This window comes from Desulfatibacillum alkenivorans DSM 16219, assembly GCF_900142135.1.
Taxonomy (GTDB): domain Bacteria; phylum Desulfobacterota; class Desulfobacteria; order Desulfobacterales; family Desulfatibacillaceae; genus Desulfatibacillum; species Desulfatibacillum alkenivorans.
In genome coordinates this window covers 83,912-109,487 of record NZ_FQZU01000002.1, presented here as the reverse complement: position 1 = coordinate 109,487, position 25,576 = coordinate 83,912, and the positions used below count along the sequence as shown (strand labels likewise).

Below are 25,576 nucleotides of genomic sequence, written 5' to 3'. Positions count from 1 at the left end.
CCCCCTTCAACCTTTATCTTCCCAAAAAATATGGGTCTCGTCAAACAAGCCGGAACCAATGCCGGAAGCCATGTTTTTACATTGTCATTTTCCGCTGGAGATCAGCTTTTGCACATACTCCAGGTTTTTCCGGGCCATGGCGTAGTTGGGGTCCAGGTCCAGGGCTTTGGAGAACTGCTCCATGGCTTCCTGCTTCCTGCCCATCACAAGCAGGACCGCACCCAGGCTGTTATGGGCCTTGGCCAGGCCGGGATCTTCGGCTATGGCCATGCGAAACTGGGAGGCTGCCTGGGGATAGTCCCGCACTTGCAGGTAGACGTCCCCCAGGGAGAAATGGGTTTCGGCCTTGTTAAAGCCCATGGCGAGATTCTTTTCCAATAAGGGCGCGGCTTCCTCCGGACGTCCTGTGCGAACCAGCACTCCGGCCAATCCCTGGGCGGCCGCCCCGGAGTTTGGATGCAGACCCAAGGCCGTCCTATAATATTTTTCCGCCTGATGGAGCATGTCCAGGGACGCCAGCGCTCCGGCCAGGGTGGTCAGCGGCTCTTCTCCCGCCGGGTCGGCGCGGAGCGCCTTCTCCAATAGGGGAACCGCCTCGTCAGGCCTCCCCATGCGGGTCAGCAGAGCGCCCAGGCGGCTTAAAGCGCGCAGGTTGCCGGGCTTCAAGCGGAGGGCTTCCCGATAGTGGGCTTCGGCTCCGGCATAGTCGCCCTTGGCGGCCAGGGCGTTGGCCAGATAATAATGGGCCGGCGCGTAGCCGGGATCAACCTCCACCGCCTTATAAAATCGTGAAAAGGCAAGCTCTTCATATCCATTGGCATTAAGCCAATTTGCCAGGCCGACCAGAGAGGGCGGATAATCCAGATAAAAACGGAGATTCCGCATAAAAGCCTCCCTGTCGCTCCTCCAGGAGTTCAGGTAATCGCGGGCCGCCAGATAGTTGGGGACCAGGGCGGCGACCAAGACCAAGGCGAGAACCTTGGTTCTGAAATGGGCCGTCTTTTCATAAGAGGGAAACAGCCAGACCACCGCCCAAATAAGCCCGATGGACGGCAGGTAGACGTGCCAATCCGCAAAAATGAACTCGGCCGGGCTTTGCAGCCAAAAAGGCGTTCCAAACTGAACGAACAGAAACCAAAGCCAGCCCGCCCAAAGGGCCGGGCGCTTTTCCCGCGCCTTGTATATGAGCCAGGTCATCAACAGGATCACGGATTGAAAAATCTTCAGGGCGTAAGGAATTGGTTCGACGAAGTAAGGGTAAAAAATCGTCATCCCTTCCGGGGAGAAAATCATTTTCAGGCAATAGAAAATATGGCCGAGCTGACTGTAAAAAAGGTCCGTTATTCCGGCATTCCACTCAAGGGAGCGATAAGGGATTAAGGCCAAGGCCATGCCCATGGCGGAAGCAATCAGCAGAGGAATTTTTCCCCGGAAAGAGGTTTTTGATCCGGCGCCATCATCCATCCGGCCCAGCGGCCAGTAATCCAGGATGACAAGCATGAAGGGAAAGGCAATGGCTTCAGGGCCGCATAACAGGGCGATGACATGGCACAACAACACGGCGGCCGGCCACAGCCGGCCGCCCACCCCTTTTTTGAGGACGTAAATAAAAACGCCGGCCAAGCAGAACATGGCGCAAAGCAAGGCCCGCAATTGGGCGATCCAGGCGGCCGCGCCCACGCTGACCGGCAGGATGGCGAAAAACAGGGCGGTCAGGATGCTTTTCCTTTTATCCCCGGTGGAGAGGCTTAAAATAAGCAGCACAAGCCAGGAATTGATCAAATGCACGCCCACATTGACCAGATGGTGGGCGGCCGCAGAGTCTTTGAAAAGCCTGAACACGGCGGCGTGGACTAATGCGGCCAAAGGCCCCCAGGGCTTGCCGCTTTCCAGGCCGAGAATTTGAGGCCAATCCTCCATGGAGAGGCCGGAGCGCACGATGGGATTGCCGAATATAACCTGGTAATCCCCCGCGGATATCAGGCTGAAGTCGAATACGGGATAATAGACCAACAGGACGGCCAGGGCGATCAGTCCCAGCCCTATCCCCCACTCCCGGCTCAGCTTTTTCACGCCCCCCTCCAGCATAGTCGCTCCGGCGCCTAATTCGGCGCTTCCCTGCTTCGCCCCATGTCTTCCAGGTTATTTTTAGCGTCCTGAAAATTTGGGTTTATCTCCAAGGCCTTGTTAAAACACGCTTGCGCTTTATTTTCCAGCCCCCTGCCCCAATAAACAAGGCCCAGGTTATTGTACGCCTGAAAAAACCGGGGCGCCAGGGCGATGGCCGCCTTATATTCCCGCTCGGCCGAGGCGGCGTCCTTGTTTCCCAAATGCGCGTTGCCCAGGCTGAAACGAAGATACGCCGGATACCCCGGCCCGTCTTTTGGGGAAATAAGAGCCAGGGCTTTTTCATATTGATCCACTGCCTCGCCGTATCGTCCGTCCCCCATAAGGGCGACCCCGTAATTATGCCGCAGCATCAGGCTGTTGGGAACATTCCGGACGGCCCGGCTGAACAGGGCGACGTCATTGGCCCACGCCCCGGCCTGGGTCCAGGCTGAGAAGCCCAGCAGGCAAACCCAGACCGCAGCCAGGGCGGTGGCCCATTTTTCGAACCCGAAGTCGGCCTTTTTTAGGGAGAATATGGTCCAGGCGGCGGCGATGTACAATCCCCAATAAGGCAAATAGGCGTAACGATCCGCCCAGGCAGGAAACACGCCCGCCTGAATCACCCCGATGACCGGGGTTAAAAAAACCAAGAACCAAAGCAGGCCCACGATCAACTGCGGGGCCTTTTTGCAAAATCGGAGCGCCAGGGCCGTCATGGCGGCAATCAGCAATAGGGCTAAGACCGGCTTCCACCAAGGGAGGGCGCCGGGGAACGGCACGTACACCGTGGGGCCCGTGGAGTAAAAAAACTTGCCCAGATACACGATCGTCGCAACGAACGCGTTTTCCAGCCTCAGCAACATGGGAACGCCGTGGACCAGATTTAAGCCGCCGTAAGGCAGGCCGGTAATATAGGTCATGATCATGGTTAACAGGCTCAGGCAAAGCAGGGGGATTTTTTCCAGGATCAGCCGCCCCGGGCCGGATTGGGGAAGCCGGCGCAAAGGCCAATAATCGATCAAAAGCAAGGCGATGGGCAGGGGCGCAGCCGAAGGCTTGGACATGACGCAAAATCCGGAGAGTACGAATACCCACAAATATCTTAAGAAGCCTGGCTTGCGGGCGTAATGGGCGTAGGATAAAAGGGCCGCTGCACAAAACAATCCGGTCAGGATGGTTTTGCGCTGCGTCAGCCAGCACACGGCCTCCACATTGATGGGATGCACGGCGAACAGCAAGGCCGCCAAAAGGCTGGGCCAGAGCTGGCGGGTCATGGCGTGAAGGGCCAGAAAAAAAAGGGCGGCGGTCGCCGCATGAATGAGTGCGCTGGAAAAGTGGTGCCCCCCGGGGCGGGGCCCGAACAGGGAAAAGTCGGTCATGGCCGAAAGGGTGGCCAAGGGATGCCAGTATGTGGCCTGCTCCGGGCCGAAAGCATGCTTGACGGCCTGCCAGCTCAAGCCCTGGTTGACCTGGGGGTTGGAAACCAGATACCAGGGATCGTCCAGATTGACGGCGCCGAAATGAATCGTCTGCCAATACAACCCGAATGAAATCAGTCCAAGGCCAATAGCCCAAAGTATGAGGGCGCGACTGTTTTGCATAAGGCGTTTATACTATAATCCCAAGTTGCGTTCAAACAAGTAATTGAATTCCAAGGCATTATTTTTGTTGGGTTTCGCACATAGGTTTCCGGTTTTGACCATTAATCCGGCGCAACATAGACAGGCTTCCTATGAAGCATTGTTCAAGCTCTACCCAACCTACGTCGCACAAGGATAGGACGTAGGTTGGGTAGAGCGATGAAAAAGGATGCTGAAATAACTTTAAATGCATCTTGTTCAGGCGCAATAAAAGGCCGATATCATGCCGCGAAACCCAACAAAATAGGCGCCTTGAGATTCACCAGTTGCCCTACTCCCGCCTTAACCCGATTTGGCGTCAAGAAGGATATCCCGTGATGTCCCGGATGCTTTTGTAAATGGGGCCCAGCCTTTTGTACATTTTAAGAAAGACTTCCTTGTACAGGCGATGGTAAAGTTGACGGTTTTCCTCAATGGGAAGAAACTCGGCGCCGGGCCTTGTCATGGCGGAGACGGCCTGATCAAAATCCTTGTGCAGGCCAAGCCCCACGGCGGCGATCATGGCCGCGCCAAGGCCCGAGGTTTCGTACAAATGGGGCCGCACCGCAGGCAGGCCGAACACGTCGGCCGTAATCTGCATGGCGCTGTCGCTCTGGGATCCTCCGCCGGAGACCGCCAGCCGGTTGATGGGAGTCCCGGTGCGTTTTTCCAAGCGTTCCTTGCCCTCCCGCAAGGCGTAGGCCAGCCCTTCCAGGATGGAGCGGTAGACGTGAGCCCTGGTGTGCACGTCGCCGAACCCGATGATCGCGCCCTTGCCCTCCGGTCCCGGATGCTTGATGCCCGGGGTCCAGTAAGGCTGAAGCATCAATCCCATGGAGCCGGGCGGGGCTTCCTTCACCAGCTTTTCGAACAGGATTTCCGGCTCCGTGCCTTTTTCCATGGCTTCCATGCGCTCTTCAAAGCCGAACTCCTTTTTGAACCAGCTTACCATCCAATATCCGCGAAAAATTTCCACCTCGATATTGTAGGCGCCGGGTATGGCGGCGGGATACGGCGGCGCCAGCCAAAACGGCGAGACCGGCTTTTTGCTGGCCACGTTGATGGTGGCCGTCGTGCCGTAGCTGAGGCAGCCCAGGGAGGGCTCCAGGCCTCCCGAGCCGAGCACCTCGCAGGCCTTGTCCGCAGCGCCCGCTATGAGCGGCAGCCCTTTGGGAATGCCCGTGGCCTCCGAGGCCTGGGAAGTAATCTCTCCCAAAACCTTGGCCGCCTCGATGAGCTCCGGCATTTGCCGGGGCTTCAAGCCTTGGGCTCTCCACCGGAAGTCCAGGGAATTGGCCCATTTGAGCTTGCGATAGTTGAAGGGAATGTACCCCACCTGGCTGGACGTGGAATCCACGAATTTGTCCAGCAGCTTGAAGGTCAGGTAGCCTGACAAAAGCAGGTATTTGTGGGTGTTCTTCCAGATTTCCGGCTGCCGGGTCATGATCCAGGAGGACTGCGCCTCGGAAAGAAAATGATCCACCGTGGACTTGGCGCCGGCGACGGTGAACAGGGCGTTCCAGAAAGGTCCGGCGCCCGGATGGTTTTCCGTCTTGCGCTGATCCAGCCACAGCATGGCGGGCCGGAGCGGATTTCCCTTGCCGTCCACGTTGATGACGCTGGACCGCTGGGTGGTCAGGGAAACCCCGGCAATGCGGGATTTATCCACCCCTTCCCGTTTCCACAACCTCTGGCAGGCCGTGCACAACGAGTTCCAGTAGACCAACGGGTCCTGCTCGGTCCAGCCCGGTTTTTGGGAAAAGTACGGCTCAAAATGCACCTGCTCCTTGGCCAGGAGGTTTCCCTCCGGGTCGAAAAGCAGGGCTTTGATGCTCTGGGTTCCGTTGTCTATGGCAAGCAGCAGATCCTTTGCGCTCACAATGCTCCCCCCTTTTTATGAGCGTTGCGGCTGTCAGGCCGGAATGGAATAGGCTTTTTTAACTATTTCCAGGTAGGCTTCCCGCTCCTCTTCCCAGCGCTCGTCGTCCCAATCCAGGAACGGCTTGCAGTACTCGATGATGCGGTCCAAAAACTCCTCGCCGCCTTTGGGCGTCAACAGGCCCAGGCGGGTTCTCCTGAGCATGAGGTCTGAAAGGCGCCGGATGGTTTCATTTTTGGCGGCCCAGGGCAGCTCCGCATACAGGGTTTCGGTGTCGCCCACGGCTTCCAGGGCGCCTTCCGGGGCTTCCTCAACCAACTGAGGGGCCTTGACCCCGTACCTGCCGTACAGCCTGCGCCACGCCTGGGCGGTGAGGCCTTTGTCGTCCGCCGGTTTTTGTGCGGGAACGGGCGCGAATATGGGCTCGCCCGGCTTGTGCTGGGGAATGCGCTCCATAAAGGGTTCGGCCGCTTCCAGAGCGTCCAGGGCCATGAGCCTGAAGGTGGTGAGCTTGCCGCCGATGATGGTGACCAGCCCCTTGTCCACCCACACCACGTGCTCGCGGGATTCCTGGGACGGGTCCTTTTTGCCCCGGCTGAGCACCGGACGCACGCCTGCAAAGCTGGAAATAATGTCCGATTCGCCAATTTGCAAGGAAGGATAGACCCCGTGGATGCCGTCCATGATGTAGTCCAGCTCGCGCCGGCTCATGGCGGGCTCCTGCCAGGGATCGTCCTTGTGGTCCAGGTCCGTGGTGCCCACCATGGTGGCGCCTTCCCAGGGCAGGACGAAAATCGGCCGTTTGTCCACGGGATGGGCGAAGGCCACTGCCTGGGCGGCGGGCAGCTTGTGGGCCGGAAACAGGATGTGGCTGCCGCGCAGGGGGCGGATATGCAGCCCTTCCACCGGGGAGGGATACAAGCGCTCGGCCCACCAGCCCGTGGCGTTGATGACCGCCCGGGAGGCCGCAGTGAAGGTCTCCCCGGTTTCCACGTCTTGGATGGCGACGCCGACAGCGCAGTTTTCTTCGTCCCGCAGAATTTGCGTTGCGGCCGTATAGTTCAGGGCGGTCCCCCCCAGGTCCCTGGATTCGGTGATCAGACGCATGACCAGCCGGGCGTCGTCCACCTGGGCGTCAAAAAACTTAAAGCCGCCGATAAGTTTGTCCTGCCGCACATGGGGCGTAAGCAAAAGAAATTTGCCGGAGTGAAAATATTCGTGCTGCTTTTCCCGAGCCATAAAATCGTACAAGGTCAGGCCGATTTCCAACGAATGCTTGCCCGGAGACTCGCCTTTGTAGATGGGCCATAAGAAGCCCATTTTCTCCACCAGGCCCGGCGCTTCGTTCAAAAGGCGGCAGCGCTCCTCCACCGCCGCTTTGGTGAGAAAAATCTTGCCTTCCTTCAAATATCTCAAGCCGCCGTGCACCATCTTGGAACTGCGGCTGGAGGTTCCCTGGGCGAAATCCTGTTTTTCCACCAAAAGGGTGCGCAGGCCGCATCTGACGGCTTCCCGCAGGATGCCGGCGCCGGTGATTCCCCCGCCAATAACAATCAGATCGAATTCCTTGGGCAAATCCTTAAAACTCATTGTCGTTGCTCCTTTTCCCTCAACAAGGCCAAAACGGTAATTAGTCGTTATTCATACCTTGTTCCAGGCCCTTAGTCCAGCAGCTTGCCCGTGTTCATCCTCTGGTCCGGGTCGCACAATTTGACGACGTCCTGCAGAATTTCCATGCCAAGAGGGCCTTTTTCCGCGGGCAGATAAGCCTTATGATCCACACCCACCCCGTGCTGATGGGTGATGGTTCCGCCGGCCTTGACGATCTCCTTGCTGGCCGCGGTCTTCAGGGCCAGAAAGCGTTCGTAGGTCTGGGCCGGGTTTTCCCCCAGCCTAAAGACGTAGCTGGTGTAGATGCTGGACCCGGTGGGATAGATATGGGACAGATGGGTGAAGACATGGATCTTTTCGTCAAATCCGGCCATGGCCTCGGTGACGGCGCCGTCTATGGATTGCAGGAGGTTGGTCACCTTGTCCCAGGTGACGGCGGTTTCCAGGGTGTCCACCACGTAGCCTTGCTCCCATAGGGTGTTCCGCAGGTACGGGATAAGAAAGCGTTTTTTCTCCCAGGACTCGCCCATGGTCTTTCCTATGATCACGCCCCGGTGTTTTTTCGCGATGCTCCAGGCCTTGGACTTGCCGGCCCGGGCGACCTTTTTGGCGCCGATGACGCCCACCAAAGCCATACAGGCTTTTTCGGGATCGATCCCCCGCATGGAAAGATATTGGTTCAACAGCTTGGTCTGGGTTTCGTGCCCGGACAAAGCCAGGTTGGTCTTGGTTTCCTTGGGATTGGAAAGGCGCATCATGGACAACGGCAGGCTGGCCGAGGCCAACTCGCGCACCGCGTCCACGCCGTGATTCCACGTGGGAAAGACCATGCCGTAAACCTGGTCCATCTCAGGCAAGGGCTGGACCTTGACCGAGGCGTTGGTGAGCACGCCCATGCGGCCTTCGGAGCCCAGGACCAACTGGCGCAGGTCCGGGCCCGCCGCGGAAGCGGGAAGCGCCGGGAGTTTCATCGTCCCCCGGGGGGTAATCATCTCGCCGCCTAAAAACAACTGATCGATCCTGCCGAAATGCATGGACTGCTGGCCGCTGGACCGGGTGACCACCCAACCGCCCAGGGTGGAGTATTCAAAGGACTGGGGATAGTGCCCCAGGGTGTAGCCAAGAGCCCGAAGCTGCGCCTCCAGATCCACGCCCCGCACTCCGGCTTCAAAATTGGCCAGGCTGCTGTACCGGTCCAGGTCGACCAGCCGGGTCATGCGCTCCAGGGAAAGGGACAATACCGGCCGGTTCGACTTGGGGACGTTCAAATGCCCCACCACGCTGGTGCCGCCGCCGTAGGGAATGACAAGGCAGTCGTTGTCCTGGGCGAATTCCATGACGTCCTCCACTTCCTGGGAAGACGTGGGATAAGCCACGGCGTCGGGAAAGTTTTCCAGCGTTCCCCCGCGCATGGCGATCCAATCCGGCAGGCTCTGACCGTGGGCGTGAGTATAGCGGTCCATGGGCTCCCGGCTCAGCAGGCTGTGCTCGGGGAGGCGCGAGGGGCCGACCTTGGCCAACATCTTCGCTAAAGGGCAATCTTCGCCCGGCTGGCCCGGTCCTACAACGTCCTTGAGCATTTCAAGGCCCTTTTTGGCCGTTTCCATGGTGACGGACTCGTCTCCCCATCCATTATACCTAATCATGTAATCCCCCTTCCTTCTGGTGCAAATCGTTCCAGATTGCAATGCTGTCCTGCATGGCGGCTCGGGCCGCCTCTTTGACCGCCTCCGGCCCCAGTTCCAAGGCTTGAGCCAGGCTTGAGTAATATTTTTTTGAGGCCGCCCTGCCCCTTGCCAAAGAAAAATACGTGTGAGCGAGGTTTTTAAACAGGGGGCCGAAATCGTTCAAAATCATGGGAAAGGTAAAGTTTTTGGAGGCCTTGGCCATCAATTCCTGCAGGCTCCAGTCATATTGGGCGAAAGCCTCGGGATCGTCCTCCAGGCTTTTGGCCAAGGCCAGATGCCTGGCTAAATCCTCGGGATTGCGTTCGCTGGCCATGGCCGCCACGCTGGGTATGAGCACCACACGCAGTTCCAATAAGTGCACTATAAAATTCTTGGGCAAAAACCGGCCGTATCTGGCCATGGTGGAAAGCAGGCCCAGCCCGCCCTTGGTCCAGTAATCGTTGACGATGGTGGGCTTGCCGTGGCGGATGGCGATCCAGCCTTCCGCGGCCAGGCGGTGCAGGGTTTCCCGGAGGGTGGGCCTTGTCACCCCTAGTTCCTGGGCCAGGGCGCGTTCTCCGGGGAGGCACGCGCCTGGGGGATACTTCCCTTCCAGGATGGCGGTGAGGATTTGATTTTCGGCGTATTGCGCCGGCTTGAGCAATTTAGCGTCTTCCATGGGCGTCTCCTGGTAAGAGGTCATACCAGTTTCGGCGCCCATGTCAATACTTTTTTTACCATGCGTTTGATTATTTACACAAGGATCAGGTGTTGGGCTCGGCCAAGGCCTCCAGAGCCTTGACGATCTTTCGGTCGTGGGGGGCCTCGCTGGACAGAATGCCTCGCACCGAATCCAGGACAAGCTGGAGTTCGCTCACTTTGGCGTCCAGTTCGCGAATGGTTTCCGCGGCGGAGGATTCGGTGACGTCCATGGCTTCCTGGAGTTCCTGGGAGTCTCTGACCAGCAGGTTCAGGTCGCGCACCCGTCCTATTTTAATGGCCAGTTCGTCCAGGTGAATGGGTTTTTGCAGGTAGTCGTCCGCGCCTTTTTTCATGGCTTCCACGGCGGTTTCCACGGAGGCGTGGCCGGTAATGAGCACCACGGAGGTGCGGGGAGAGCGGGCCTTGGCTGCTTCCAGAACTCCGACGCCGTCCACTTCGCCGGGCATCATGAGGTCGGTGACCACCAGGTCGTAGAGCTTTTTCCGGATCATGTTGGCTGCCTGGACTCCGTCTTCGGCGGATTCCACAGAGAAGCCGGCGTTAGCCACGCCGCGCTCCAAGAGCATACGGGCGCTGGTTTCGTCATCCACAACCAAGGCATGTAAGGCGCACATCAGAATCTCCTTTGATAATAGGTGCAGCTGGAAAACATTTTAGGGATAAACCGGGAGCACATGGCCGCCAGGGACTCGGAGGCGCCGGCCACCAGGAAGCCGTCGGGCTCCAGGGCGTTGGCCAACTGGTTAAACAGCCATTTGCGGTGATCCTGCCGAAAATAGATCGCCACATTGCGGCAGAGAATAAGGTCCCACTCTTTAAAACCGTTGACGGGCTCCAGCAGGTTCACCGATTTAAAACTCACCATCTCGCGGATTTCGGCGCGAATTCTATAGGCGTTCCCCTCCGGGGTAAAGAACTTTTTTAAACGGGCTTCATCCAGCCCCCGTGCAGTTTCGAATTTGGAATATACGCCTTCCTTGGCCCGGTCCAGGGCCCGCTGGGAAATGTCAGACCCCAACAGGGTGATTTTGTAATTTCTCAAATTCGACAGGCTTTCCTTGAGGCACATGGCCAGGCTGTATACTTCCTGGCCGGTGGAGCAGGCCGCGCTCCATATGCGAATGGGAATCTTGCCTGTTGAGTCCGGGAGCCGATTGGCCGTCAGGTAAGGAATTATCTTGTACTGAAACAGCTCGAACGGGCCTGCATCGCGAAAAAAACGGGTTTCGTTGGTGGCCACCGCGTCGATAATATCCTGAGCCATGACTCCGGAGGCGTCTGCCTTGGCCTCCGTAAGCAAGGACCAGTAATCGGGGATTCCATATTTTTCGAGCAAGGGGTTCAACCGGGTCTCCAGGAACCGGTTTTTACTGGAATTGAGGGAGATTCCAGCTATTTGAAGTACAAACCGGCATACGCGCCGCGCCTCGTCAGGCGAAATCTCCCTTAATTGGAGCCTGCTTGTTTTTTGTTTCCGTCCAAAATCCATAATACCATCCTAGAAAAATCGGCGCTACAAAATACTCCCCGCCGCATGAGGTCTGCGGCGAGGCCGCCTTAGCGGCTCAAGCAATTTGTTGGCTGCAGGAAGGACTCAGCCAATGGAGAGACATGTGATGGTGCAGGCGTCGGGATTCCACAGCGTGGCGTACCCACGGGTTAAAGCCCCGCATGTGACAACGCAGGGCAGGCGATCCTCCAGAGGGAGGGTTCTACCGGGCTCAAGGGACTGGGAGTGCACCCGGCCGTTCGCCAAATAGGCCGCGGCCGGGTCGTGGCTGTGTCCTCGAAAGAACAAGCCGTTTTTTTTCAGGGAAAAATACCGAAGGGTCTGGGCGTCGGTCATGGGGCCCACCATGGCCGAAAGTCCCATCTCCTTGGTGAACGGCAGGGAATGGGCGAAATCCGCCCCCCGCCATTCCAGGCTTTTGGGAAGATCCTTCAAATACTGAAGGACGTCCTCCCTCACCAACCCTGTGTTCATGCCCCACTGGTTTACAACCACGGCATGATCGTTGTTTCCTTTTACCACAAAAACGTTGGCCTGGGCCAGAAGATCCACGCATGCGTTCGCCGTCTGGGGAATCATGGAGTCGCAAACGTCTCCCAGGTGGTACACTCTTTCGCATCCCAGGGATCGAAAGGCCTCCAAGGCCGCCCCAATGGGTTCGGACCTGCCGTGGCTGTCCGCCATGATGCCGACCAGTAAACTCCGGTCCTTCATCCAATCCTCCGGATAAAAGACCGGCCTTGGTTCGGCATAAAACGGATTTTGGAACAGGGGAGCAATCCCTGAGACGTGATGGCGTGCATACGGCCTTTATTTCTTCACTGTCATGACCGGACAGGGGGCGTTCAAAATGACGAACTGGGCGTTGGAGCCGAACAGCAGCTTGCCGACCTTGGACTTGCTCTTCACGCCGATAATGATTTCATCCACTTCCTTTTCCTTGGCGAAATTCACCAGATCCTCGCCGGGCTCCAGGCCGCGGACCAGCACGTGGGTTTCGCACTCAATGCCTTCGGCGTCCAGGGTTTCCTTGGCTTCCTTGAGGATCTTCTCCGCCTTTTCCAGCTCATCCTTTTCCATTTCCACGCCCCCGAACAGGGAGGTGGCCAGGAAAATCTTGCCATCCCACGCCTTGGCGTGCTTGATGGCGATGTCCATGACGTTTTTACTTTCTCTACTTCTCTCGTATCCGACCAGAATCTTCATTATGGGTCCTCCAAAGGGTGAAAGAGACATAACATCCAGGTTAATTAGCTACGTCTGTGTATAACATGAAATCATCCACATTGGGATACCCAAAGTCAAGGAAGGTTTTCACGGACGTGCATTTTTTTTGAACGACGTGGAAAAAATAGGTCGTTGCGCGTGACAAAGGGGCTGGGCAACCCGGGCAGCGTAGTTTGCTGCCCGGGTTGCGCCGGCAACAAAAGGCGCGGACTGGAGCGGCATTCAAAATTGGGACTGTCCGTCGGGCGGATGGCTTAAAAGAATGGGAACACGAGTCCATGACTTAGGGCAGGGCCTCGGTCATTCTCATACTGCGGGAATCCTGTCTTCCCCCTGCGTAAAGCAAGTGTGCTCCGCGCCCTGGCACGGGGGCCTGCACACCATCGCCGGGTGTGATTTAAGGCGGCGTGCGAGCAGGGCAAGCCCTGAAACTACGAATAAAATGCAGCCAATGCGGCGCGATTAAAAGTCAACCTCGGCATGCAGTGACGGGGGGCTCGGCAAACAAACGCGACCATTATAAAATCTCAAAATCGGTGGAAATCTGGAATTCTCGAATTCTCGGGGACGTCTCTCAGGAATTCTCGGGGACGTCTCTCAAATTCTCGGGGACGTCTCTCAAAAACTCAATAACTTTTTATCCGCCAAAATTGCGGCAGGGCAAGCCCTGAAACTACGGATCAAATGCAACTGATGCGCTGTGATTTGGAGGGCAAGCCCTGCCGCTGCGCCGCACAATGCCCCCCTGTCGTTACCAAATGAAGCGGAGCCAAGTCATAGCCCGTATCCATCACCCGCGTAAAACAAGGTAATGGAACAACGTTTCTGAACCACGGAAGTCAGAGAGCTTCTCAATTCCGTGTTGTCCGCGCCTTCCGCGGTTAATATCACATGGGCTGAAAACATTCGGCGGCGCCAGGGCAATTTTCCCTTGATCTGATCCCGCTGAGGCGCCATGGATAGCCACGGTGCAATTTGAGCGTTCCATGCCAGGTTGCACTTTTTCGAATAATTTCAGCCAAAATTTCCGGGGCATCCTCAAAAAAATCATGAACAAACCCTTTCTGTTATTCGATCTGGACGGCACGTTAAGCGATCCCCTTGAAGGCATCGCCCGGTCATTCAATTACGCCCTTTCTTCTTTAGGATACGAAGAAAAGCCCATCGCCGACTTTGCGCAATACATCGGCCCTCCGCTGGATGAGTCCTTTAAGGTCGAAACAGGCATTGAAGATGATGCAGAAATAGGCGCCTTCATAACCAAATTCCGGGAGCGCTATATTGAGGTGGGCTTTTCCGAAAACGAGCTGTATCCCGGGATAAAAGAGTCTCTGGAAGAACTTGCCGGCCGGAACGTTTCCATGGCGATCTGCACGTCCAAAAGACGGGACATGGCGGAAAAAATATTGGATCTTTTCGAAATCCGGGGCCATTTTCAATTTGTCAGCGGCGGGGACGTGGGAATTCAAAAATGGCGTCAAATTAAGTCCCTGCTTGCACAGGACGCCATAAACCCTAACGCCGTCATGATCGGCGACAGGGACATTGACCTGACGGCGGCCCATAAAAACGGCATCCGGTCCGCCGGGGTTCTTTGGGGGTACGGCTCCCGCGCTGAGCTGGAAGCCCAGGCTCCGCTCCATTTGTTTTCAAAGCCCTCGGATATTGTGAAAGTTGCTGATAGATTGGAGCCCATTTTGCCAGAGTCATGACTAACCTCGGTTGTCATGGAGGTTTTTCAGACTCGCCGGCGATTGTATTGTAAAAAAACGCATCTGCGTTTCAGCGCACAAGTTTCTATTCGCCGGAAAAATTTTGAGCCACCCATTCATCCACTTTCATCCATTGATTAAAAAGCCATATCCTGCGCTCTTGCCGCCCGGACGGAATCTCGCCGGCGGGTATTCTCCAAAAGGCCGCTTTAACGGTTTTGCCTATGAGGGCGCCTTGCCAGAACTCGCTGAAATTGGCCGAGCCTTCAAACCCCGTGTGGACGCAGACGACGATGTCAGCCTCCCGGGCCGTCTCGGTTATGGCGGAAAAGCCTCCAATCCGGGGAGGGAGGACATGGGTGAACTTCGCCGCCATGCTTGATATGACGGGCGTCTCTTCTTGTTTGAAGCGCTTTTGAATTTTTTCCAGCTTATGCTGTTGAAAGCGGGTGCCTTCGGGATAGATCAGGATGCCGTCCCGGGAGGACATATCCCTGGACAGGTCCTTGATCGCCGCCAATTCCCGTTCCGTGGTCTTGCCGTCTCTTTGCACAAACACGTTTGGAATCCGATTTCCAACCACATCCAGGCAGGGATCCCAAAGCAACTCCTGCTTTAAAACGAATCGTAAGCGCATTTTAAACCTTTTGGCCACCAGCACCGATGCCAGCACGGTGTCGGCGGTGCTGGCATGGCGTATCATAAGGACCACGGGGCCGGGAAAGGCGCACTCCGCGCCTTGGGTTTTCAGCTTGACGGAGAATATGAAAAAGGCGCCCTGAAGGAGCGCTGAAGCCCAGGTGGACTGGAGAGCGTAATTCGCTTTGACGAAAAAATCCCTGTTTCTTCCCAGCCAGACGCCGCTGAACAGCCAAATTAAAAAAGCAGCGGCCAAGCCCAATATCTCGCAATTCAAATACAGCACGAAAAACAGAATGCAGCGGGACCTCGCACCGGCCTTTCTCAGCGGCCGGAGCCAATCCATGACGCCCGTAATAATCAGGATGAGGGGCAGAGTCCCGGTCATTAAACCCCACAATAAAAAATAGAGCGTTATTGAAATGCACCTGCGTTTCCACTTGGCAAAAAAACGGTCTTTGGAAGGGTCGGTTATCATGGTTTTTCCCCCTGTAACCAAATACGGAGATGATGCAGCAAGGACTTTAACCGGCAATAGCATAGGGAAATATGGCCGCAGCGATGCGTCCTTTGGTGCGACCGGCAAATCAAAAACAGAGAAGCGATATCATATTATGCAGGCAGGCTATCAGAAATTACCCCGAAGGGATAGAGTTAATGCATGAATCACGAATAATTCTTAACACCATGATCTTTTAAAATTCCAAAAACAGCTTTTTAGAGAATATCGCAGGCGGATTTGGCGGAAACATTCCAAAGGATAAAACGGCCGGAGCGTTGAGGCTTGGAACCTTGACCCCAGCCGGGGGTCTTGGAGTGTGTCCGGCATGGCCTTGACAAGGGCTTCAATTAATATTTAACTAAATTAAACTCAAGTTATTATTCAAAATTTATGCTTGATTTCAATATGTTATCAACTTACTATCTTATTAAGAGACGTCCCCGAAAATCACTATCTTATTAAGGGACGTCCCCGAAAATCACGTTATTAAGGGACGTCCCCGAAAATCACGAATCTTTTTCACTTGATGGTAAGTATCTTTTACTTCTAACAGACAGGGTGGACCCCGTATTAAAATCAAAGCGGGCATATATCGCCTCCATTATGGATTTCAGTAATCCTTCCAGGCGGCATGTAATAGGCTATGGTTTTAGAACACGGTGGAAAATGCTCGAATGGACAACGTCGAGGACATTCTAAAATCCCCTCAGTCAACGAGAATATTTAGGAGCATTAAAAGGTTACAGGTCCGTACAAGGCCCAAGGCCTTGATTGCCTGCGTGGTCGAACAAAATGTTGCTTCGCAACCCTGGCAAGATACTGCTTTGCCAGGACTACCCAATGACCAGGATTCCGGATTCCCGAGAGTGACATTCGGGAATGACGGCGAAAAAAAATAAACTGCCTTTGCGCGGAGCGCCATTGAAACGTTTTGATCAAACTTTTTCAAAAGTTTGCCGCCGGAGGCACGTTCTCTTGCTTTTCTGGCGAAAAGAAAACAGGGCCGTAACGCCTGGTTTAGGCGTCCGGCCCTGTGATCCCGAAAATAGCTTTTTTGCAATGTTTTAAAGCTGCTGCAGTCCCCCCCAGGACTTGACGGCTTCGGCGCCTATCATGGCGAACGCGGGAGGCCTCCGAAGCCCCATCATTTACAGCCCCATAAATCTTGCCGCCACTATCTTCATGACTTCGTTGGTTCCAGCAAAAATAGGCAGGATGCGGATGTCCCGCATGGCCTGCGCCAGGCCGAGGCTTTCCGCCATGGCGGGTTCGCCCACGATGCTGATGGCCCTGTCAATGGTGCGTTTGGCCAGGTCCGTGGTCCAGTATTTGGCCATGGAAACCTCCACCACCACCTGCTCACCGGCCACGTGCTCGGCGATGAGCTTATCCAGGAATGCGCGGCCGAGTTTGGCTTCCGTGGCCATTTCCACCAGTTCAAACTGGATGGCCTGGAACTTGCTCAACGGCTTGCCGTTGCGGGTGGTCTCCTTGCAGTACTGAATCATTCTTTCGGTCATCATTTCCGCGGCGACGACCGCGCCGATGGCGCAAATGAGCCTTTCCTGCTGCAATTTCTGCATGAGGATGATGAATCCGCCGCCTTTTTGGCCCAGGAGGTTTTCCTTGGGAATGCGGCATTTGGAGAAAAAGAGCTCCGACGTATCCTGGCTGTTGAAGCCCATCTTGTCCAGATGACGGCCGCGCTCGAATCCCGGGCGATCCCCTTCCACCAGATACAGGGAAATGGCTTCGTAGGGATTTTCCACGTTGGGGTCCCTGGCCGCCACCACGCACAGGTTGGTGTTGATGCCGTTGGAAATAAAGGTTTTGGTGCCGTCGATAATAATGTCGTCCCCGTCCTCGACGGCCGTGGTGGACATGGAGGAAAGGTCGGACCCTGTGCCCGGTTCGGTCATGGCCACGGAAGTAATGGTCTCGCCGGTCACGCAGCCGGGCAGGAATTTCTTTTTCTGCTCTTCGGTGCCGAAAGTTTCGATATAGGGCACCACGATATCGCTGTGCAGCCCCAAGGTCAGGCCGCAGAAGCCGGTCTTGCCGATTTCTTCGGTGATGATGACCGAGTACAGAAAATCCATGCCGTGGCCGCCGTATTCCTTGGGCGTGGCCGTGCACAGATAGCCGTTGCGCCCCAAATCCCGCCATACTTCGGGAGGCACGATGTGGTCCGCTTCCCATTGCGGGATGTGCGGAATCACATTCTCGGCCAAATAAGCCCGAAACTGCTCGCGAAACGCGTGGTGCTCCGGGGTGTATTGCAAGATTTCCATATTATATTCTCCAGAAAAACCTCGGGCTGGGCATGCTTTGCGTCTTAGGCCTGCTCGCCGTTATCAGGCGATTTCAGATAAGATCATACTCCTGAAATCTTTTCGAAAAGACCCGATCCTCAAACGTCAAACGTAGATTTGACCCCATTACAGAGCGGCGGTGAACGACCCTCCCTGATCGTCAAAGGCGGTGATGGAAGAATACAGCTTCCATTCCTCATCATCCATGTTGCAGTAAAAGGCCGCCGCCTCTCCGGGCTGAATCACCTGGCCTCCGGGCGGATACACGGTGGTAAGCTCCACCTGTTTTTCGCCCGCATCCAGGACAAAGCGGCTGAGCGCTTTAACCGGTTTTTCGCCGGCGTTTTTCACATGGATTTCCAGGTTTTGGTCGGGCAGGTTGCAGCATTTGAACCCGATGACGTCCTCAACGCTGGAATTCATGATGGCCTTGACTTCGAGCATGCCCAATGCCTCTGGGTAAACGGCCCCGGGCCGCCAAGGCGGTCCGGGGCCGCGGATGGGTTATCCGTCGTATTTTCCGACTATGGAAATGGCGCAAACGTTCTGGAACGGGAAGCCGCCCAGGTTGTGCGTAAGGCCCAGCCTGGGATTGTCAATCTGGCGTTCCCCGGCCTTTCCATGGAGTTGCAGGTACATTTCGTACAGCATGCGAAGTCCGGAAGCGCCGATGGGGTGGCCGAAGCACTTGAGGCCGCCGTCCACCTGGCAGGGGACTCCGCCGCCTTTGAGGTCATAGAAGCCGTCCATGATGTCCTTGACCGCCTGGCCCCTTTCGGAGATATGGAGGTCTTCCATGGTCACCAACTCGGTGATGGAGAAGCAGTCATGCACTTCCATCATGGAGATTTCCTCCCTGGGGTTGGTGATGCCGGCTTCTTCGTAAGCCTTGACGCTGGCGCGACTGGTGGTCATGAAATGATCGCCGTCCCAGTCATTGTATCCCACTTCCTCGCCGGAGGACAAGGCAAGCTGCAGGGCCTTGACCGTGATGAAATCCTTTTTGCCCAATTTCTTGGCGATTTCAGGCGTGGTGACAATGGCGCACGCCGAACCGTCGGACACGCCGCAGCAGTCAAAGAGTCCCAGGGGATGGGCGATGATGGGCGCCGCCATGATCTGGTCTTCGGTGACTTTCTTTTGCAGGTGAGCCTTGGGGTTCAAGACGCCGTTGTCGTGGCTTTTGGCGGAGACGTGCGCCATGGCGCGTTTGAGGTCTCCGTCGGGGATCTTGTACTTGGCGGCGTAGGCGCTGGCGAGTTGGGCGAAGGAGCCCGGAGCCGTCAGCATGGGCCACCACTGCCACATGAGGGAGCCGGCGTTGGAGCCGCCGCCGGGCAGTCCGCCGTAACCGGTGTCTTTCAGCTTTTCCACGCCCAGGGCCAGGCAGATGTCATAAGCCCCGGAAGCGACCGCGTATACGGCGCCGCGGAAGGCTTCCGTACCGGTGGCGCAGTAGTTTTCCACCCTGGTGCAGGGGATGAAAGGCAGGCGCAGGGTTGTGGACAGCGGCACTGCGGACTTGCCTACGTTGACTTCATCCAGGCAGGTGCCGAACCATGCGGCCTGGATTTCTTTTTTATCAATTCCAGCGTCTTGTATACATTCTTGAAAAGCTTCCACCATCAGTTCTTCGGCGCCCACGTCCCAGCGTTCGCCGAAACGGGTGCATCCCATGCCGATGATAGCGACTTTATCTTTAATTCCAGTAGCCATGATGCGTCCCTCCTGTTATTTGGCGGTGAACAGTTTGTCGATGAGCTGGGATTTCATGACGTCGCCTTCGATCTTGAGCTTGCCGGAGTTGAACGCCGTCATGGGGTTCAGGGTTCCGGAAATCATGCCCACAAAATCGGCGTCTTCCATGATAATCGTGCAGGTCGCCTTGCCGGCCTTGCCTTCAGCCACCGTGCAGGTCTTATCCTTGACCGTCACGTTCCATTCTCCGCCATTGCCGCCGGAAATGTTGAACTGGAACACCACGTCCACGCCTTCGGCCTTATCGGGATTGAATGTGTCGGCCATGCCGGCGAAGATGTCGGCGGGTTTGATTTCGCCGCCTGCAGCGGGAGCTGCGGCTTCGGCGGCCGGAGCCGGCGGGGAGAGCATATCAAACATGGCGGAGTTCAGGTCGTTAAGCTCCTTGGCGCCTTCCATGCTGTTGATGGCTTCCCAGTTATCGGCGATGTCTTCCAGGGTCGGAGGCGTATCGCCTTCGCCCAGTTGTACGGAAGGCCCGGTCATGACCGCGGCCCGGTTGAAGTAGCCCATGCCTGCGTTGAAGATCTGGCCGGTTTCCTTGCAGTCTTCGGAGCAGAGGTACAGCACCATGGGAGACACGAACTCAGGCTTCATCTTGGCGAAAATCTCGGGCGGCATGATGTCTTCGGTGAGACGGGAGGCCGCCAGAGGCGCCACGGTGTTAACCTTGATATTGTACTTGCCGCCTTCCAGCTTCAGGGTGTTCATGAAGCCCACCAGGGCCATTTTGGCGCTGGAGTAGTTGGTCTGGCCGAAATTGCCGTACAGGCCTGCGGCGGAGGTGGTCATGATGATGCGGCCGAAACCCTGCTGCTTCATGATGGAGAAGGCGGGCTTGGTCACATTGTAGGCGCCGTGCAAATGCACGGCCATGACGGCGTTCCAGTTTTCGGGCTCCATCTTGAGGAAGGACTTGTCCCGGAGGATGCCCGCATTGTTGATGACGATGTCCACGCGTCCGAATGCGTCGATGGCGCTCTGGATGATGGCTGCGCCGCCTTCGGGGGTCGCCACGTTGTCGTAGTTGGCGACGGCTTCGCCGCCCATTTGCTTGATTTCCTCGACCACGTTGTCCGCCGGGCTGGCGCTGCCGCCGCCGGAGCCGTCGCGGGCGCCGCCCAGGTCGTTGACCACCACTTTGCAGCCCCGGGAGGCCAGTTCCAGGGCGTAGGTTCTGCCCAGGCCGCCGCCGGCGCCGGTGATGACGGCCACGCGATCGTTGAAGTTGATTTTATCCATTTCCGCGGCTGCGCCCGGAACCGGGGTCGCCTTCCAGAAATAATTGCGGAAGCCGCGATCCTTGTCCCAGCAGCGGAGGCGGAAGACCATCTTCATGGGCAGGCCCACGCGGATTTCTTCCTGATCGCAGTCGGTGAAGTCGGCCATCATGCGGCCGCCGCCCTCAAACTGGATGAGGCCGTATTTGTTGGGGGGCTCAAAGGACACGGACAGCATGTCCGCGGTAAAGGTCTTGACCTTGGCCGGAGTATTGATGAATTCCTGCTCGTCCTGGCTGTGAAAGGCGCCGCACTCGGGATTCACGCAGATATCCATTTTGGGGAACTGCTTGGTTCCGCACTCGCGGCACTTGCCGCCCACCAGGCCCAGGAGCATTTTGCGTTTGCGCCACAGGACGGTCATGGCGGTCTGGGTTTCCGCTTCGGCGCGAATGCCCATTTCATTTTCCAGGAGGCCGCGGAAGATCAGGTACTTGGCGTAGTTGTCCACGATCTTTTTGTTGGCGATGGTTCCTGCAAATCCGTCGCGCTCCGCCAGGTCGGCGATTTTGTCCGTGACCTTGAAGACCAGGGCGTCCACGCCGTGGCCGTAGCCGGCCACCACGATGATGTCGCCGGCTTTGGCGCCGTCCAGGGCGGAGGCCAGCATCACAAAGGGATGGGCCACTCCGCACTCGCCGCATTCCTTATGCAGGTTGCCGACGACCTGTTCTGGAGTTGCGCCCAGTTTTTTGGCGATCTTTTTGTGTTCCGCGCCGAAGAAGCAGGGGTAAACCAGCTTGCTGACGTCGCCGATGGCCACGCCGGCTTTTTCCATGGCGCCGTTGATGGCCTTGGGGATGAAGTTGCTGTAGCCCATGTCTCTGGCCCAGCGTTCTTCCCACACATAGTCAAAGCGGTTGGATGCGCCGCGGTAGTGATCGTTGAAGTCGTGGGATTCGGAATAGGAGCCCAGGAATTCGGCGATGACGTCGTCGCCGTTTCCGACGGCCACGGAAGCCGCGCCATCGCCGAACCACATTTCGTAAAAATAGGCGCCCTTGGTTTCCCGCTTGTCGGAAGCGGTGACCAGGATATTTTTCTTGTTTCCGCCGGAAACGGCGTCCAGGGCCGTAATCAGGGCGGAAGTGCCTGCTTTTTGGGAGCCCACAACGTCGGTGGCCAGAAGGCCGTCGGACAGGTTCAGGGCTTCCTTAATAACGCCCGCATTCTGCCTGTCGGCGAAAGGCAGGGTGGTGGAAGCCAGGTAAACGGCGTCCAGTTTCGATTTATCCATCCCCTTGAGGCAGTCTTGGGAAGCGGACACAGCCATGGTGAGGGCGTCTTCGTCCCAGTTGCACATGGACCTTTCGCCCTGGGCCACCACCATGATGGCCGGTGCAAACCAGCCCATGCTCTGGAAAATGGCCATACGGTCCAACCTCAAGCGAGGAATGTATGCTCCATATGAGGTGATGCCTATCATAGTTCCTCTCCTTATATCTTTGGTGTTTCGTAATCTTGGTTGTTCCGGCCCTTTCTTTAAAAAGGAGCCTTGTTCAGGTTGGGAACTCTACGCCTTGAACAGCTTTTCAAGAAGCTGGGATTTCATGACGTCTCCCTCGATTTTCAGCTTACCGGAAGTATAAGCCTGCATGGGATTCAGGGTTCCGGCCGTCATGGCCATGAAGTCTTTGTCTTCCATGATGATGACGGTGGTGGGCTTGTCGTGTTTGCCCTCGGAGACCTTGCAGGTCTTGTCCTTGATCACGGCATTCCATTCCCCGCCGGTTGCGCCGGAAATGCTGTACTGGAACACAACGTCCACGCCGTCGGCTGCATCGGGCTGGAATGTGCTTTCCAGCATGGCGAATGCGTCGGCCGGAGTGGCCGGGCCCGCCGCTGCAGCTCCGCCGCCGGACGGAGGCGCCTGGAAAGCCATCATGACGTCGCCTACCTGGGCGTTGAGCTCAAAGTACTCCTTGCCGTCCTTGAGCGAACCGATCTTAGGCATGGCGGCTTTCACGTCGTCGCAGGTGGGGATGTCGTCGCCCTGTCCCAGAACGGCGCCCGGGCCGGTAACCACGGCGGCGCGGTTGAAGAAGCCCATGCCCACATTGTAAATGCGGCCGGTTACGTCGCATTCGTCGGTGCAGAGATACAAGGTCATGGGAACCACGTATTCGGGTTTGGCCTTGTTGAAGATTTCCTCGGGCATGATGTCTTCGGTGAGACGGGAGGCGGCCAGAGGCGCCACGGTGTTCACCTTGACATTGTACTTATTGCCCTCGAGCTTGAGGGTGTTCATGAAGCCCACCAGGGCCATCTTGGCGGCCGAGTAGTTGGTCTGGCCGAAGTTGCCGTACAGGCCCGCGGCCGAGGTGGTCATGACGATGCGGCCGAACCCGTTTTGCTTCATGATGGGGAAGGCGGCCTTGGTCACGTTGTAAGCGCCGTTCAAATGCACGTTGAGGACGGCGTTCCAGTTTTCGGGCTCCATCTTGAGGAAGGATTTATCCCGGAGAATGCCCGCGTTATTGATGAGAATGTCCACCCGCCCAAAGGCGTCCATGGCGGTCTTGACCACGTTGGCGCCGCCTTCGGGCGTGGCCACGTTGTCGTAGTTGGCGACCGCTTCGCCGCCGGCGGCCTTGATTTCGTCCACCACGGCGTCGGCTGCGCTGGAGCTTGCGCCTGTGCCGTCGCGGGAGCCGCCCAGGTCGTTGATGACGACTTTGGCGCCGCGTTTGGCCAGTTCCAGAGCGTAAGCCTTGCCCAGGCCCGCGCCCGCGCCGGTGATGACCGCCACACGGCCGTCGTAGCGGATTTGCTCTTCCACCACGTCGCCGTATTCGAAGATGCCCTGGTCGATGACCACGTCTCCGTTTTCCTGATTGATGACGCGCCATACGGCCGTGCCTTCGCCGGTCTTCCAGATTTTAATGGCGATGGGAATTCCGGGGTACAGGGTCTTGGAGAAGCGGCACTTGAGCCTGCGGACCTTTTCGGGTTCGCCGGGGCACAAGGAGTTGATCAGTGCGCGGCATGCATAGCCGTGGGTGCACAGGCCGTGCATGATGGGCATTTCAAAGCCGGACATCTTGGCGAATTCCGGGTCGATATGAAGCACGAACACGTCCCCGGACATCCGGTACAGCAGGGGAGCGTCCTTGGAGGGATGCTCTTCCACCACAAAGTCGGGATCCCGGTCCGGGTACTCCACCACTTCCTTGGGAGGAGCTTCGCCGCCGAATCCGCCGTCCAGGCGGCCGAACAAGGTGGTTTTGGCGGTGAAGAGCTTTTTGCCCTTGGCGTCCCTGGACACGCTTTCGCCGACGATAATAGCGCCTTTTTTGCCGGCCGCGGCCAGGTCGTAATACTTGGTGACCGCCCCTTCGCTCACCAGCTTGCCCGAAGTCGGGATGGGCCTGTGAAAGATCAAATCCTGTTCGCCGTGAAGGAGACCCGCCAGATTCACGTTGGAATTCGCTCCAATGTGGCTTAAAAACTCAAAAACCGCCGCAATGGAGAAACTGGGGATGACCTTCAGGTCTTTCTCGTACACATAGTCGAGTTCATCGAACCCGGCGCCAACGCCCAATGCGTAAAGGACCACATCCTTCCAGGTGTAATCCTTCTCTATCGGGCCGATTTTCTTGCCGATTGCATCCATGTTTAGAGCCATGTTACTACCTCCTTTACAGTGTAAGTCCGTCTAATGCTACACTTTTGATCGACTGCCGTAACTGCAAATTTGTGGAGGCGAACCTGGAACTATTCAGAGGAGTCCTGAGCCTTCGTTGCTTGCGTAAATGCAGGAATCAACACAAAACCCAGAGTTTCTTTCACCACCCTCACATAGTCCTCATGGTCCACATCCAACAGAACCTTGAAAAACCCTTCCCCCGATATGAAATTATGGATTGAGTTCATCATTGCCAACATCTTCATTTTCGCATCCACAGGCAAGGCCTTCTTGTCATTCACCAGCCCCATGGAATAAGCTATATTCCCCATGGTTTCAGGCACTTTTACTTCCAAGACCGACTCGTGCCGGGTTTTGGTGAAATAACGGTACAGCGTCAGGTTGGAAATTTCGGGATTCTCAAAAAGATAATCCGTCATGATGTCCAAGGCGATGGTCAACCTGTCCGCCAAAGGCTTGCCGTGAATGATGTGCTCGATTTCCACCAGCTTGGACCGCAGATCCTCAAAGATGTCCTGGACGACCGCTTCGTACAGGTCGCCCTTTTCCCCCCAGTGATAATACAGGGTGGAAATGTCGATCCCCACCTTTTGGGCGATCATGCGGGTTGTGGTGCCGTGGAAGCCGTATTCTCCAAATATCTTGCGAGCGTCGCGCAGAATTCTCCCTTTCATGGAGTCCGGATCTTTGCGCGCTTTTTCTAATGCTGTAAGCAGGGTTTCTGCTCCTTTATTGTAGTGAAGAGTAATTCAAGCCTTCCCTTTCCCGGACGGGAATTGATGGGGGGAAGGCGCATTTAAGGGCTCTTGCAAGCCAGCATTACCAGGCGAAACGGAATAACAAAGCAGATGGTTCCAATAAAGCGTTTCCATCAAGCGCTGGAAACATTCATATGCAGGAAAACAGACCTATGTGTCAAGCAAATAATTGCTTTCTAGTCATGTGAAAAAAATAACTTTTGAACGGATGGTGAAATTCCAAAGAATTACGCAATCCTAAGAAAATCCGGCGGCTAAGTGAAGGCTTTCACAATCTCCCGCAAAGCGCTTTTACAGGGGGCGGGCCGTCCGGATTCGGGAAGGGCCGCGGGAACAACAGGTGGATAATCATGCCCGTCAAACCGCTTTTTCAGCAGATGCGACATCCTATAAGGAGGAGGCGCGCGGGGCGATCGGGACCTGAATTTTGATCCGGAAATTTTTTGATTGGGAGCCCATGGAGGGATGTCCAGGCGCCCGGACGGGTGGAGTTTTGGACGGGGGTTTTGGGTGGACCGACGGCGGCTTGATTTTTCTTAATCTGTTTTCCGCCGGGGGAAAGGGGAAACTATACACCCTTATTTAACCATATATTATACCCCTACTATCTATTCATTTCAGCCA

At 56.5% G+C, this 25,576-nt stretch carries 18 protein-coding genes; 1 reads left to right on the top strand and 17 read right to left on the bottom strand.

Annotated features, from left to right (window positions below):
* Positions 1-84: 84 nt before the first annotated feature.
* The 10 genes from BUE18_RS02445 to BUE18_RS02400 all read right to left on the bottom strand — a co-directional run bounded on the left by BUE18_RS02445 (position 85) and on the right by BUE18_RS02400 (position 12,324).
* Positions 85-2,073, bottom strand: coding sequence for a tetratricopeptide repeat protein (locus tag BUE18_RS02445; protein WP_170868238.1), 1,989 nt, complete (start codon positions 2,071-2,073; stop codon positions 85-87).
* Positions 2,074-2,102: 29 nt separating this feature from the next.
* A complete protein-coding gene (locus BUE18_RS02440; protein ID WP_083610716.1) occupies positions 2,103-3,710 on the bottom strand; it encodes a tetratricopeptide repeat protein in 1,608 nt (535 codons plus the stop codon).
* A gap of 337 nt (positions 3,711-4,047) precedes the next feature.
* Positions 4,048-5,607 carry an FGGY-family carbohydrate kinase gene (locus BUE18_RS02435; protein WP_073472511.1) on the bottom strand — a complete coding sequence of 520 codons (1,560 nt, stop codon included), beginning with the start codon at positions 5,605-5,607 and terminating at the stop codon, positions 4,048-4,050.
* A gap of 33 nt (positions 5,608-5,640) precedes the next feature.
* On the bottom strand, positions 5,641-7,197 hold the full coding sequence (locus tag BUE18_RS02430) for a glycerol-3-phosphate dehydrogenase/oxidase (RefSeq protein WP_073472509.1): 1,557 nt from the start codon (positions 7,195-7,197) through the stop codon (positions 5,641-5,643).
* Between the two features lie 71 nt (positions 7,198-7,268).
* Positions 7,269-8,864 (bottom strand): FAD-binding oxidoreductase, encoded by a 1,596-nt coding sequence (locus tag BUE18_RS02425; RefSeq protein ID WP_073472507.1) that lies wholly within the window; start codon positions 8,862-8,864, stop codon positions 7,269-7,271.
* Positions 8,857-9,564, bottom strand: a complete 708-nt coding sequence (locus BUE18_RS02420; RefSeq protein WP_073472506.1) for a GntR family transcriptional regulator — start codon at positions 9,562-9,564, stop codon at positions 8,857-8,859. Before BUE18_RS02420 ends, BUE18_RS02425 begins: the two co-directional genes overlap by 8 nt.
* A gap of 85 nt (positions 9,565-9,649) precedes the next feature.
* A complete protein-coding gene (locus BUE18_RS02415; RefSeq protein WP_073472504.1) occupies positions 9,650-10,222 on the bottom strand; it encodes a response regulator in 573 nt (190 codons plus the stop codon).
* Complete coding sequence (locus BUE18_RS02410) at positions 10,222-11,097, bottom strand: CheR family methyltransferase (protein ID WP_073472502.1); 876 nt, start codon at positions 11,095-11,097, stop codon at positions 10,222-10,224. Before BUE18_RS02410 ends, BUE18_RS02415 begins: the two co-directional genes overlap by 1 nt.
* A gap of 105 nt (positions 11,098-11,202) precedes the next feature.
* Complete coding sequence (locus tag BUE18_RS02405; protein ID WP_073472500.1) at positions 11,203-11,832, bottom strand: metallophosphoesterase family protein; 630 nt, start codon at positions 11,830-11,832, stop codon at positions 11,203-11,205.
* A gap of 96 nt (positions 11,833-11,928) precedes the next feature.
* Complete coding sequence (locus BUE18_RS02400) at positions 11,929-12,324, bottom strand: universal stress protein (protein WP_073472498.1); 396 nt, start codon at positions 12,322-12,324, stop codon at positions 11,929-11,931.
* Between the two features lie 1,070 nt (positions 12,325-13,394).
* On the opposite strand from BUE18_RS02400, the gene BUE18_RS02395 reads away from it, so the two are divergent.
* Complete coding sequence (locus tag BUE18_RS02395; RefSeq protein WP_073472864.1) at positions 13,395-14,057, top strand: HAD family hydrolase; 663 nt, start codon at positions 13,395-13,397, stop codon at positions 14,055-14,057.
* 85 nt (positions 14,058-14,142) lie between these two features.
* Here BUE18_RS02395 and BUE18_RS02390 read toward each other — a convergent pair whose 3' ends face one another.
* The 7 genes from BUE18_RS02390 to BUE18_RS02355 form a co-directional block, all read right to left on the bottom strand.
* Positions 14,143-15,174: a lysophospholipid acyltransferase family protein gene (locus BUE18_RS02390; protein WP_073472496.1), complete on the bottom strand. Its 1,032-nt coding sequence runs from the start codon at positions 15,172-15,174 to the stop codon at positions 14,143-14,145.
* Between the two features lie 1,172 nt (positions 15,175-16,346).
* Entirely contained in the window at positions 16,347-17,489 is a 1,143-nt protein-coding gene (locus BUE18_RS02380) for an acyl-CoA dehydrogenase family protein (protein ID WP_073472492.1), read from the bottom strand.
* A 147-nt stretch (positions 17,490-17,636) separates the two neighbouring features.
* The gene (locus BUE18_RS02375; RefSeq protein WP_073472490.1) at positions 17,637-17,954 is read right to left on the bottom strand and encodes a hypothetical protein; all 318 of its coding nucleotides are present in this window, start codon (positions 17,952-17,954) and stop codon (positions 17,637-17,639) included.
* 60 nt (positions 17,955-18,014) lie between these two features.
* A complete protein-coding gene (locus tag BUE18_RS02370) occupies positions 18,015-19,226 on the bottom strand; it encodes an acetyl-CoA acetyltransferase (RefSeq protein ID WP_073472488.1) in 1,212 nt (403 codons plus the stop codon).
* Between the two features lie 15 nt (positions 19,227-19,241).
* Positions 19,242-21,974, bottom strand: a complete 2,733-nt coding sequence (locus BUE18_RS02365; protein WP_073472487.1) for an SDR family NAD(P)-dependent oxidoreductase — start codon at positions 21,972-21,974, stop codon at positions 19,242-19,244.
* 87 nt (positions 21,975-22,061) lie between these two features.
* Positions 22,062-24,173 carry an SDR family oxidoreductase gene (locus BUE18_RS02360; protein WP_073472485.1) on the bottom strand — a complete coding sequence of 704 codons (2,112 nt, stop codon included), beginning with the start codon at positions 24,171-24,173 and terminating at the stop codon, positions 22,062-22,064.
* A gap of 89 nt (positions 24,174-24,262) precedes the next feature.
* Positions 24,263-24,868 carry a TetR/AcrR family transcriptional regulator gene (locus BUE18_RS02355; protein ID WP_073472483.1) on the bottom strand — a complete coding sequence of 202 codons (606 nt, stop codon included), beginning with the start codon at positions 24,866-24,868 and terminating at the stop codon, positions 24,263-24,265.
* Positions 24,869-25,576 lie beyond the last annotated feature (708 nt).